This window comes from Legionella jamestowniensis (genome assembly GCF_001467745.1).
Lineage (GTDB): Bacteria > Pseudomonadota > Gammaproteobacteria > Legionellales > Legionellaceae > Tatlockia > Tatlockia jamestowniensis.
This window is the reverse complement of record NZ_LNYG01000001.1, coordinates 230,877-243,377: the sequence shown is the minus strand read 5'-3', so window position 1 is coordinate 243,377 and position 12,501 is coordinate 230,877. Positions and strand designations below refer to the sequence as shown.

Genomic DNA, 12,501 nt, shown 5'->3' with positions numbered 1-12,501 from the left:
GGCCTGTTGCACTTCAGGGGCCTGTTGCACTTCAGGGGCCTGTTGCACTTCAGGGGCCTGTTGCTCTGGAGTTACTGTTTGTTGTTCCTGGGATGGCGTCTGTGGAGAGAGTTGTTCAATCTGCTCTTCTGTTAAAGGCTTACCAGGCTCATTAGCCAATAAAGGTTGTTCTTGAGTAAACGGTATAGGCTCTGGAGGAGGCTCTGTTTGCGTTATCGCCTCTTCATTCACTATTTCACTGCTGGGAACAGCACTGGAAGGAGCATTTCCCCCTTGGACACTAATGGGTTCAGGAACCACCTCAGCCACAGGCGTTACAGGGGCAGCCTTCAAAGTCTCTGGTGAAATTTCCACCGCTTCTGCATTAACAGGAGTTGATTGCACAAAGGCTGTTGTTGGTACCGCAGTAATGGCATTGAGGATATTAATATTTTGATAGTTAATATTGACGGTTGGTGCATTATAAATTTGATTAATATAAGTTTGGTTAATCACTGTATTGCTGATATTGACTTGCGTAAAATAATGTTGATTTACCCGATAGGGAGGGATATAAATTTCACCCGGTGCAAGTGGAAACCAGGCAATTCCTGGCGCCCCTCCTACCCGTAAATTAAACTGCCTTCCACCGACAAAAGCAACCAGCGCAGGCGCATAAACTGGTGCTATATGTCTTGGTCCAGGAACCCATACCCATTGATTTTGCCATCGAGTCCAACGACCATAGTGGAAAGGTGCAAAACCCCAAGGTTGCTCATCAACCCAAGTCCAACCCCAACGATTAAGCCATATCCATCGGCCCATGCGATAAGGGGCCCAGTTGGTCACTGTAATTTGGGGAACCCATACGCGACCGTAGGTTTTAATGACTTTCCACGTACCATAGTGTTCCAAATCCTCATAACCTATCATTTCTGGAGCAACATATTTAATCACTGTTTTAACGGAGCGGCGATCTCGCTCTAAATTAAAGCGATCAAAATCATCAACAGGGCCCACAGCACTACATTGATAACCTTTCAGGTCCTTACCTGTAAACCGGCAAGATTGTCCTTCCTTAATTTTAAAGGAAGCATTTTTGCCGTAAACATCACCTCTACCTTTACGTACAGTGACAATAGTTACATTTTTTTTACTATCAACATCGATGCGATAATAACCAGAAACGGTTGTGGTAAAAGCAAGGTTAGGAGTATCAATTTCATAGCGTCTGTTCTTATTTTCAGGTCTAACACTCAATCCTAGCATTCCATTTGTCTGTTGAAACTGGGCTATTGTATTATTGAGATTTAAAATTTTCAGGCTGGTGTAATCCCCAATACGAACAACTGCTGTACCTAATTGTAATTCAACCAAGCCCCCCTTATCAGACCACAACTGATCACCAATCACCAACGGACGATTTACGCTCACCTTAATCCATTTTTTAAGGCCTGCAGGGGCGAAACTAATTACACCTTTCATGTAACTTAGACGGGCTACCGTGGGAATCGTATCGGGAGCAGCAAAGCTTGGTGCTGCAAAAAGACTACAAATTACTAAAAAACCCAGAACTTTCAGGTATTGCACAACAAATTTCATACTACTTCCTTGTCTCCATCAATTATACAAACAAGCAATCTTAGCGTTCCATTATTAATAAGTATGAACCCAATTTAAGAATTATTCTAAAAAAAAAGTTAATTCTTTTTGCTCAATCATCTTACTTTATGTTATTTAATATTATCTTAAGTGTGTAATTTTATAATGGACGTCAATTTTATTATCTCCGGGGTAAACCATGCCTGAACCAATCATTGAACATATAATCTCAATAGGTGATAGTCTTTCTGATCCGGGTGAAATGGATCATAAGAAACTGGGCGGCATTATTCCGATGGACGGCCTAAGCGGATTAAAAGGTAAATCGCCTAAGGGGGCATTTACCAATGGCTACGTATGGGATACTGCTTTTGGGGCTGACTATGTCGAAGAAAGCATCATTCGCAAGCTTAAGCGTAAAGGGGAAGATTCAACCGAAATTGCCGATAACGTGATTGTTCATGATCCATCCATAGAAAACTCACTCCACAATCTGGATCTTGATGATTACAGGCGTATTAATTTCGAAGGACGAGATTTTATCCGCTACTATGATGAAGGAGGCTTAACGTCTTACGACTACTCAGGAAGAATCACAACCAATATTAAACTTCTAGCTACAGAACACATTATTTCTAATCTTGATGAAAAACGCCGCTTACTTTTAGCAGATGATAAAGCGCGTACCGTTTCTGCCCAGCATAAAAAGAAAACGCTGGTTACTGAATGGTCTGGCGCCAATGATTTAATCACTGCCAATAGTAGGCCCACTGAAGAAGCGGCAGAAAAAGCAGTTCTGGCAAGAATTAATAATGTCGAAGAATTAATCAAAAATGGGTATTACCATTTCGCCTTATTTAATTTACCCGATTTGTCACTAACCCCTCATTTTTATCGACTTGGTGAAAAAGAGCAGGCCAATGCACGAAAAGTGTGTAACTACTTTAACCAACTGTTGCAGCAGAAAGTCAAAGAGTTAGCCGATAAATATCCGGATTGCACTATTAATATTTTTGACATTAATAAAATCTTTACAGACGCTTACTGCAATCCCCAAAAGTATCACCTTGACCCTGCAAAAATTCATTCTCCCTATATCGAATCAGATGATTTCAAAATTAATCCTGATAAAACTTCACCCGCCCCTGGTTATATGTTTTGGGATGATAAGCACCCCACTACACATGTCCATAAAATTTTAGCGGAAAAGTTCTATGACGAATTTAGTGAAAAATACCATTTCTCAGCTCCGCATGAATCACTTTTAACCCAATTTCGTGAAAATTACGGCCAGAGATGGGAAGATGACATGAATGGCTGGTTTGGATTTTTTAGACATTCAAACATCACCTACACGTCCAAAAATCTTACTTTAGAAGCTATTCTAAAACATGCTTTACAAGATGACGGTAAACGCACACGAGAAGTCATTACCCAATTAGGGTGGATTAATGAAAAAGGGAAACTACTTTCAAAAAATCCATCTTTAATCAAGGCCATGGAGAAACTTCATGGAAAAGAAAATGAAGTGATGATGGAAGAAAGTAAGGAAACTGAGAAACCTTCCCTCTTCTAAGATACTGTCTGATACCATTAAGCGAGCCTCTAATCCCATTGAGGCAACATCAGGAGAATAGTTCTTAGTGCCCTATTCAGGAGATCAACTATGTCTAAAAATATTTTTTTAACATCGCTCATCTCCTGCAAGCAAAGCCCGATCCACATTGAGATTTCACTCTGTTCAAGAATGAAAATTTTTTGAGAAAGGAGAAACAATCAGCTACGATTTAAATCTACAGAATTATTCATGTTATCTGCTATCATGTTTCATTTTATCCCAAGCCCCTGGATTGTTATATGTCTATTGAAAATACCATTACCCAACTGCTTAGCACTGTCAAGGACAAATGGCTTGACCTGACCCCACAACAGATGGGATTAAAACCTGTTGTTAAGCTAAACGACAAGCAAATAGAACTTACGCTCAATGCAGGCTTCCCTACCCTTCCTTTGGAAGAAAGTTTATTACCTGCTTTAAAAAACTACCTTGCAAAAGCTTTGCCTGATTATGAAATTAAAGTAGTCCTGGATTTTTTTATAAAAGCCCATCGTACTCAGCTTGTTGGAAAAGGTTTAAAAGGTGCTAAAAATTTAATAGCCATTGGTTCAGGTAAAGGAGGGGTTGGTAAATCAACCGTAGCCATTAATTTAGCAATCGCTTTGTCACGAGCAGGAGCTAGGGTGGGAATTCTTGACGCCGACATCTATGGCCCTAGTATCCCACTGATGTTAGGCAATACTAAGCCAGTGCAGGTCAATGAGGAACATTATCTACCTATTTCTGCCCATGGCGTTCAAGCCATGTCCATTGGCTATCTTACTGATCATCAAGAAGCCTTGATATGGCGTGGTCCCATGCTTGCCAAATCGTTGATACAAATGCTTGATATAACAAAATGGGACGAGCTTGATTATTTATTAATTGATTTACCTCCAGGTACCGGGGACATCCAGTTAAGTCTGGTACAAAAAATTCCGTTAACGGGAGCAATTGTCGTTACTACACCGCAAAATGTAGCTACCTTGGATGCTCAAAAAGCCATAAAAATGTTTGCTCGAACCAATATTGATGTCCTTGGCTTGGTAGAAAATATGTCACTACATGTTTGCAGTCAGTGTGGCCATCAGGAAGCTATTTTTGGACATGGTGGAGGTGAAATTTTAAGTCAAACATTTTCAGTGCCTCTACTTGGGCAACTTCCACTGAATAGGCGCATTCAAATGCAGTGTGATGAAGGAAACCCTACGGCAACTCAAGACGATGAATTGGCGAAAATTTTTATGAAGACGGCAATGCAAGCTGCAATAACATTAGCCAAAAAGCCTCTTAATTATGCAGACCGATTCGGAGAAATTGCAATTGAGTAATTTACAGCTCAACTGATTTTAGTCTGGATCTTGACTCTACACGATTATTTTCATGCTACACTATGGCTATTTACCAAGGTAATAACAATCAATGTCTGAAAATTACACAGCTGAAGCGATAGAGGTATTAAGTGGCCTTGAACCCGTACAACGCCGTCCCGGAATGTATACTGACACGACCAGACCCAATCACTTAGCCCAGGAAGTAATTGATAACAGTGTTGATGAAGTAATTGCAGGCTTTGCTAGCCAAATTACTGTTATTTTACATGAAGATGGCTCTGTTGAAGTAGAAGACAACGGTCGTGGGATGCCTGTCGATCTTCATCCACAACTCGGTTTAAGTGGTGTAGAAGTCATTATGACGCGTCTGCACGCTGGCGGAAAATTTTCTGATAGAAACTACAGCTTCTCTGGGGGCTTGCATGGCGTGGGGGTTTCTGTTGTAAACGCCCTCTCAGAGCGTGTTGAGGTGACCATTAAACGCAATGGTATTATTTACAACATGGCTTTTGCCAATGGCGATAAAATTCAAGAGCTTAATGAAACAGGTATTACCAAGAAGCGTGATACCGGTACAATCATACGCTTTTGGCCTAATGCGAAGTATTTTGATACCACCAAACTTTCTGTAAAACACCTCACCCATGTGCTGCGGGCTAAAGCCGTTTTATGTCCTGGCCTCGCCATGACTTTTATTAATAAAGCGACCAATGAAGAGCTCCACTGGTGTTTTGAGAAAGGCTTGGCTGATTATCTAAAACAATCACTCCCTTCCGATTATTTTCCTGATGAACCTTTTGTTGGGGAATTTGCCAGCGAAGAAGCGACTGTCGATTGGGCACTGGCATGGTCATCCACAACTAATAGTGGCTTAAGTGAAAGCTATGTCAATTTAATTCCTACCGCTCAAGGTGGAACGCATGTCAATGGATTGCGCTCAGGACTTTATGATGCTTTGTCTGAATTTTGCGAATTGCGAAATTTATTACCAAGGGGCGTAAAATTGACAGCGGATGATTTATGGGAACCCTGTCAATATGTGCTTTCTGTAAAAATGAAAGAACCTCAATTCGCAGGCCAAACCAAAGAACGCCTCAGCTCGCGTCAAATAGCAAGCTTTGTAGGCAATGTTGTCAAAGATGCATTTGCCTTGTGGTTAAACCAACACCGAAACCACGGTGAAATGATTGCTGCATTTGCCATTGAGCGTGCGCAAAAACGCCTGCGACAAGCCAAGCAAGTAGCGCGCAAACGAATTAGTCAAGGCCCTGCCCTTCCAGGCAAGCTGGCTGACTGCTTGCAGCAGGATTTAAGTCAGGCAGAATTATTTCTGGTGGAAGGCGATTCAGCAGGAGGCTCTGCAAAACAGGCACGCAATAAAGATTATCAGGCTATTTTACCGTTACGTGGAAAAATCCTGAATTCTTGGGAAGTAGACTCCTCGGAAGTCCTTGCTTCCCAGGAAATACATGACATTTCGGTGGCTATTGGTGTTGACCCAGGCTCGCAAGATCTCTCAGGTCTTCGTTATGGGAAACTGTGTATCCTTGCCGACGCCGATTCAGATGGCGCCCATATTGCTACCTTGTTATGTGCGCTGTTTCTGCGTCACTTCAAACCTTTAGTTCAGGCAGGACACGTATTTGTTGCCATGCCACCTCTTTACCGTATTGATGCCGGGAAGGAAATACATTACGCGCTCGATGATGAAGAAAAACAAAAAATCGTAGAAAAATTAAGCAAAACCAGTAGAGCAAAAATTAATGTTCAACGTTTTAAAGGACTTGGCGAAATGAATCCCCTGCAATTACGTGAAACCACCATGGATCCCAATACACGACGCTTGATACAGCTTACGCTGGAAGAGGAAGAAACGACATTAGCACTTATGGATATGATGCTTGCTAAAAAAAGAGCAGCCGATCGTAAGGCCTGGTTAGAGACAAAAGGAAATTTAGCTGAAATCTAATAATCTATAGCCAGGATGTCTGCCTATTACCATTTTAACAACGGTATCACATTTGAATAATCATCTGTCCATAAGCGCTCTTCATTCTCACTCACAAAACGCCAGCCCGCAGTTCGCATCAGAGAAACAGCGAATGGTTGGTTGGCTGTAAGTAAACCCCATTCAGAGGCCAATTGCCCTTTTTTTGCGTCAGCAGGCTGCAGTTTATGTAGAACGATTAAATCGAGTTGACGCCCAATTGCCGCTAACACCGGCAATAGGTTTAAGTGACGGTTGCTTATATGCACAATAATCACACCATCCGGTGCAACTTTGTTTAAATACAGTTGAAAAGCTTCCAGCGTTAATAAATGAATGGGAATCGAATCTGATGAAAAAGCATCAATTACCAGTATATCAGTACTACGATTAGGAATGTTATGCAATACCAGACGTCCGTCTCCCTCTTCGACAGAGACTTGAGGTGGACAATCCCTTAAGTATGTAAAAAATTGTGGATTTTTGGCAATGTCGATGACTTGTTTATCGATATCCACAATTTTTAATTGATCGTTTTTTTCATATTGGCAAGCCATCATACCTGTGCCTAAACCCAGGATAAACGCATTTAATGATTTCTTTCGCTGATGCATTAATTTCACTACTTGGGCCGATGGCCCATAATAACCTAAAGCACCACGATCTACTTTTTCTACCTGCGTTAATTGAAAGCCATGCACTGTATTTTGACTAATTAAAACATTTGAACCCGGTATGGCAGACACTTTTTTAACCCCATAAAAGTTACGGTGCTGCGATAAAATTGTACTGTGTTTTAACCCAGGATAAAATAAAAAAAGAAATAGAATACCTATACTTACAAAAAAACTAATCCTGTTACCGGGCCAACAAACAATAATGCATAAAGACAAAAATTCGGCCACGTGGTATTTTTTTACCAACACAAACCACCCTATACTGGGCAAATAATAATCAATTAGTAGCAGCAACAAGACCACCAGTGGCGTGAAATTCCAGGTTTTCGTACCACTTGTAGGAATGCAAAGTATTCCTAGGGCTAAAACCAAAGGGTACTCATAAGCATCATTAAAAATTCGCGGTGCAAGCAGGCTATTAAAAACACCAGCCAACATTCCCCCAAAAGCCAGGCAAAGATAAAAACTTGTCAGTTGACTCGCAGGAGGGCGGCTTTGGATTAATCGTCCGTGACACAACAAAGCAAATACAAAAAAATTAAGCAAATGAAAAAAAATGAATTGCCAGGCGGGTAATACATTACCCAGGATAAATCCAACTACAGGGAAAATAAAAAAGAATAAGGCATTCCTTTCTACCCAGGAAAAAGAAATCAGCGGTTTTTCCGCAAAGGTGATGATAAATGACAATAAATAAAGTGCTAAGGGCAACACCCAAAATATCGGTGTTGCTGCAATATCAGTAGTAATATAAAAAGTAACACCTAAAAGCAAACTACAGGGAACAAAGCTATATCCAATCCATTGAAATTTAAGCCGCCAAGGCAAGGAAAGGGTTTTTATATTTTGTTTTAGTAAAGGTTGATAAGAAATACCAAAAAAAATACCCCCTAAAGCAATTAGATAAACAATATATCCTATCGTCCACAAATAAAATTGTGTTTTTAAACCTATAAACCTTTCTATAACCCAGGGGTATGTCAGTAGAGCTAATAAGCTACCTATATTACTTGCCACGTATAAAAAATAGGGATCATTGGCTTTCTTACCTTGTGTCTGGCTATAGGCAAATTGCAAAAGTGGCGCTGAAGCGGCGATGACTAATAAGGGTAAACCCAGTTGGTAAATCAGGTGTCGCAAGATTATGAATTCGGGGGTGCCTTTTTCTGGCAAAATGGTAAGCATAAAAGGTAAGCTAAACAAACTGATTAAAACTAAAAGAATATGGGCAAGGCGCCACTCCCACACTGTCACAAACCTGCTAAGTAACCAGGCATAACCATAGGCCACCAGCAAAAGCGATTGAAAAAATAGCATGCACACTGTCCATACTGCAGGTGTGCCGCCATACACAGGGAGTAAAATTTTTGCCACCATGGGCTGGATAACAAATAACAGACTTGCACTTAAAAAAAGACCGACTGAAAAAAGAAATTGCATTAGCGAACCCTAAATCCGTTTGACTACCCTCTCAGTAATCTCCATTGACGATCGCGGTTGCAAGCAACCGGGCTACGCACTTTTATGGTATCCGTCCATTGTAGCCCGGCTGCTTGCAGCTGAATCTTATACACATCTCTGAAAACCCAGTCCAGTTCTACTTTCCGAAGTCCCGCGGCTTGACCGCGGGATCCAGAGGCTCTGCGCTAAAACACTGGACCTCGCAAGCCGCGGGGTTTCGGCAGAGCTGTGACCAAGAGATAGCTGCTTGTAGCCGGGAATGTCTTAGGAACAGCCAAGGTATGAAATCTGTTTGCTACCTCAGATAATCTCCATAGTCGATCCAGGTTGCAAGTAACTGAATCTTATACACATCTCTGAAAACACAGTCCAGCTCTACTTTCCGACGTCCCGCGGGATCCAGAAGCACTGCGTTAAATCACTGGACCCCGCGGACAAAGCCGCGGGGCGTCGGCAGAGAGATGTGATTAAGAGACAGTTGCAAGCAACCGGTCTACGTACTTTTATCGTACCCGCATAGTTGCCTTTGCAGCCCTAGGCATTGTCTCGCGAAGCATTGAGCATCCAGCGCGCCTTCTCATGCGCAGCAATTCTATCCCCTAACAGATTAGCTGTTCCCTCATCTTTATTTTCCTGAGCCAGCGTTAGGGCCTGATTTAAATCCTTCACCAGCGTATCATGATCATGTGCCAAATCAATCACCATAGCATTTGCATCTTTGTTGGAATCACCATCTTTTATACGTTTTAAACTTTCAAACTCTTTAAAAGTGGCGGGCGTATTATGTCCTAATGTAAGAATTCGTTCTGCAACTGCATCTACAGCTTCTGCTAACTCTTGATATTGCATTTCAAACAACTCGTGCATAGCCTTGAATTGAGGTCCCTTTACATGCCAATGATAATTTTGCGTTTTTAAATAAATGGCATAAGTGTCTGCCATGAGGACCGATAGTTTTTTAATAATGTCTTTCATTTAAAACTCCTTTTATTGTTCTCTATTCTAAACATAGCCAAAAATTTATCATTTATAAAATAAATTATTTATATTATATTAATAGAATTTATCTATAACATGCACCGTAGCTAAGCTTAATCATAGGCAAATTCTTACAGAATCTCCAATGAAACTTAACGTTAATTGAAATAAATACACCGGCAAATTACTTTTCCGTTACCGATGATTTGGCCTACTTGCTGATAAACAAATATTACATTAGTCTTTAACTATGTAATCATGCCTTTAATTGATATCAGGAGCATCAATGAAAAAAAACAAAAAAAAACCAAACAATTACTTTGCTCGTTTTGCCAAAGTTATTTCTGATGCTGTTGGGACCGTATGGAGTTTTTTACTCGCGTTGCTTGCTATTGTCATTTGGACTGTTACAGGTCCGTTATTTCATTTTTCCGACACTTGGCAGTTAATTATTAATACAGGCACCACTATTATTACTTTTCTCATGGTATTTTTAATTCAACACACCCAAAATCGCGATACAGTTATTTTAAATTTAAAGCTCGATGAATTAATCAAATCACATAAATCTGCCAATAATCAATCCATCGATTTGAATAAATTAACTGATGAAGAATTGTTAGTCTTAGAAAAAGAGTATAAAAAGATATGTAATAAAAGGACTGGCGGTTAGGCATTTTTATTACCACTGCTTGTCTTATCAAATTTTTTATACCGCCCAAAGTGTATTCTTATACTCTCACTTGTCTTAATTTGGACTTAAGCTTTATTGGTTACTAGTTGCCTATTTTTTGCTTCGAGAGTGTCATGCTAAGCCCTTCTAGTATTTTTGAACAGATTACAATGGAAGACGGCCAATTAATTCTTGGCGCTCAATTTGATTTATTGTCAGCCTTTGTTAAAAGTACTACGCCATGCATTGGGTTGGGTTGGGAGAACTACCTGAGTTACTCTACCATTTGCGACACCATGTTGATTCCAACTCGGTGAATAAAAACAACGCTGCTGAAACTGAGGTAAAAGAGAGCTATTTGACTTCATTTTTTAGTACTGCCTGGAAACATAAAGAAAAAATTAGCATTGCTATTGGTGTAGACTCTCTCGTTGCAGGCTTAACCAGTCAATATCTATAACCTTAGCTGGTAATGAGATTAGATACGGTCTTATTATCATTAAAAAATAATTTTTTATAACCATTGGAATTTTTTAAATTCAGCTTCTACTATTAAATTTGCTGTAATTGGAAAATTCATTAACAATAAGGATATTAATCATGACTCAAAGAAGTGAAAACAACAAACCTGGCCATCATGATCAACAAGGACGTCATTCTAATCAGGCACCAAATCGAGATAAATCTTATTCACACAATCCAGATTCCAACCCTCGTCACTCCAGTCGAGACGAGCGTGATCAGAATGATAAGGCGGGTAAACATTTTTCAGACCGCAAACCCATGGACAACCAATATCGTGGCTCAGAAAGTCCCCGTGATCACAGAAAATAAACTTGAAACTGATACCATCTGCTTGATGGTATCAGCGTTACTTAAATAAATTTTTAGTATTAAGGGTCGCAAAGGAGGTGCTAAACATAAATTTGGCAAAGCGTTTCAAACTACCACCCCGTCCACTTCTTACACGCTTCCCTTCTTGCCATCCTACTAAAAAAGTAGGAATTAACAAGGCTAAAAAAAGATAGCGATGCTCCTTAAGCAAGTGACTAAAATAGCGTTTATGTTCTGTTAATCTGGCATTCTCCATTTTAAGCTTAGTTTCTAGCTGATTTATGGAGTGCTGTAGTTGTTTTCGCGAGCTCATGAGATTCCTTAGGCTGATTGGTTAGCAAAGCCCTTGTTTTTTCAAAACTCATTTGTCTAATGCAGGAAGCTATCCTTTTAGCTGTAATAATTAGGGCAATGATATTAAGGATAAAAACAATAATAATAGCTAGCAAGGGACTTATCAAAAACATCAATAAGTAGCCAATTAATACTATAAAGGTTAGCCAGCCTGAAAAACAAAGTGCTACCAACGCACCTAAGCTTATCAACAAGGGCACTATATTTAATCCTGCCAGCTGAGCCTCCAGCTTGAATAATGTGTACATCCCCTTCGCTGTCGCTATTTTACTGGTGATTATCCCTTCCAAATGCTCAATAAAATTTATCATAAATCACTTTCTAAAAAGTGAGGATAAAATAAACCCAATGCCACCGGCAATTAGAACCGCTTTAAGTGGGTTATTCCTTACATTTTTCGCAAGCTCATCGGTGTACTCTTTAAAACTTTCCTGAGTCTCTTCGAATTTTTTTATGCCTTCTTCTACCCATGCATTAGTGTTATCTTTCAATTGCTGATAATGCTCCTCAATTCTTTCTTTTTGAGTATCACGGCTTTGCGCGCCTCGAGCTCTTTTTTTGGCTGTAGACACCGAATCGGCTGTTAAGTGCTCTTTCATTTGAGAAGATTTTGTACTTTTTTTCTCACCACTTGGTTTTGCAGGACTTTTATTCATGATATTTCCTTATAATTGATAATGAATTATTTATTCATAATACTTATGAATTTTCGAAGCAAAATCCGGTGCAGCAAAATCTGGCCAATGATCCTTATCGAAACCGGGTGCATTTTGTAAACGCTCTCTATCTAAATCAATTAAAAAACAATCTTCAGTTTTATTGTATTTAAATAAATGCCATGGAAGTGCAAAAAACTTGTTACCAAAACCCAAAATACCACCAAATTCTAGCACCAAATAATTGACTTTGCCGAAAGCTTTATCAATGACCACTTCACGAATAGTACCTAAGCTTTCCCCTTCCATATTTTTTACATCAACACCGGTCACTTCACTGGCTTTTACCACACTTCGTTGGCTTACCAT

General features: G+C 39.9%; 13 protein-coding genes. 6 read left to right on the top strand and 7 right to left on the bottom strand.

Going from position 1 to position 12,501, the window contains the following annotated elements; genetic code table 11:
• Window positions 1–1,581 (bottom strand): DUF6600 domain-containing protein (locus tag Ljam_RS01010; RefSeq protein WP_058448278.1); only part of this gene is annotated, 1,581 nt, incomplete at its 3' end.
• A 199-nt stretch (window positions 1,582–1,780) separates the two neighbouring features.
• Between Ljam_RS01010 and Ljam_RS01005 the strand changes: the two genes are divergently transcribed.
• The 3 genes from Ljam_RS01005 to parE all read left to right on the top strand — a co-directional run bounded on the left by Ljam_RS01005 (window position 1,781) and on the right by parE (window position 6,481).
• On the top strand, window positions 1,781–3,157 hold the full coding sequence (locus Ljam_RS01005) for an SGNH/GDSL hydrolase family protein (protein ID WP_058448277.1): 1,377 nt from the start codon (window positions 1,781–1,783) through the stop codon (window positions 3,155–3,157).
• A 281-nt stretch (window positions 3,158–3,438) separates the two neighbouring features.
• Entirely contained in the window at window positions 3,439–4,509 is a 1,071-nt protein-coding gene (gene apbC, locus Ljam_RS01000) for an iron-sulfur cluster carrier protein ApbC (protein ID WP_058448276.1), read from the top strand.
• Between the two features lie 91 nt (window positions 4,510–4,600).
• Complete coding sequence (gene parE / locus Ljam_RS00995) at window positions 4,601–6,481, top strand: DNA topoisomerase IV subunit B (protein ID WP_058448275.1); 1,881 nt, start codon at window positions 4,601–4,603, stop codon at window positions 6,479–6,481.
• Between the two features lie 26 nt (window positions 6,482–6,507).
• Here the strand turns inward: parE and Ljam_RS00990 are convergent, their stop codons facing one another.
• Together Ljam_RS00990 and Ljam_RS00985 are read right to left on the bottom strand one after the other, a co-directional pair.
• Window positions 6,508–8,616 carry a spermidine synthase gene (locus Ljam_RS00990; RefSeq protein ID WP_058448274.1) on the bottom strand — a complete coding sequence of 703 codons (2,109 nt, stop codon included), beginning with the start codon at window positions 8,614–8,616 and terminating at the stop codon, window positions 6,508–6,510.
• A 555-nt stretch (window positions 8,617–9,171) separates the two neighbouring features.
• Window positions 9,172–9,612, bottom strand: coding sequence for a Dps family protein (locus tag Ljam_RS00985; RefSeq protein ID WP_058448273.1), 441 nt, complete (start codon window positions 9,610–9,612; stop codon window positions 9,172–9,174).
• A 289-nt stretch (window positions 9,613–9,901) separates the two neighbouring features.
• Between Ljam_RS00985 and Ljam_RS00980 the strand changes: the two genes are divergently transcribed.
• The 3 genes from Ljam_RS00980 (at window position 9,902) to Ljam_RS00970 (ending at window position 11,122) form a co-directional block, all read left to right on the top strand.
• Entirely contained in the window at window positions 9,902–10,288 is a 387-nt protein-coding gene (locus tag Ljam_RS00980; protein WP_058448272.1) for a low affinity iron permease family protein, read from the top strand.
• A 241-nt stretch (window positions 10,289–10,529) separates the two neighbouring features.
• On the top strand, window positions 10,530–10,748 hold the full coding sequence (locus Ljam_RS00975; RefSeq protein WP_058448271.1) for a hypothetical protein: 219 nt from the start codon (window positions 10,530–10,532) through the stop codon (window positions 10,746–10,748).
• A gap of 140 nt (window positions 10,749–10,888) precedes the next feature.
• A complete protein-coding gene (locus tag Ljam_RS00970; RefSeq protein ID WP_058448270.1) occupies window positions 10,889–11,122 on the top strand; it encodes a hypothetical protein in 234 nt (77 codons plus the stop codon).
• Window positions 11,123–11,159: 37 nt separating this feature from the next.
• Here the strand turns inward: Ljam_RS00970 and Ljam_RS00965 are convergent, their stop codons facing one another.
• The 4 genes from Ljam_RS00965 to Ljam_RS00950 are packed head-to-tail and all read right to left on the bottom strand — an operon-like array spanning window position 11,160 to window position 12,501.
• Window positions 11,160–11,378 carry a hypothetical protein gene (locus tag Ljam_RS00965; protein WP_058448269.1) on the bottom strand — a complete coding sequence of 73 codons (219 nt, stop codon included), beginning with the start codon at window positions 11,376–11,378 and terminating at the stop codon, window positions 11,160–11,162.
• Window positions 11,379–11,385: 7 nt separating this feature from the next.
• On the bottom strand, window positions 11,386–11,787 hold the full coding sequence (locus Ljam_RS00960) for a hypothetical protein (protein WP_058448268.1): 402 nt from the start codon (window positions 11,785–11,787) through the stop codon (window positions 11,386–11,388).
• Window positions 11,788–11,790: 3 nt separating this feature from the next.
• Complete coding sequence (locus tag Ljam_RS00955; RefSeq protein ID WP_058448267.1) at window positions 11,791–12,132, bottom strand: hypothetical protein; 342 nt, start codon at window positions 12,130–12,132, stop codon at window positions 11,791–11,793.
• A 30-nt stretch (window positions 12,133–12,162) separates the two neighbouring features.
• Window positions 12,163–12,501: a PRC-barrel domain-containing protein gene (locus Ljam_RS00950; protein WP_058448266.1), complete on the bottom strand. Its 339-nt coding sequence runs from the start codon at window positions 12,499–12,501 to the stop codon at window positions 12,163–12,165.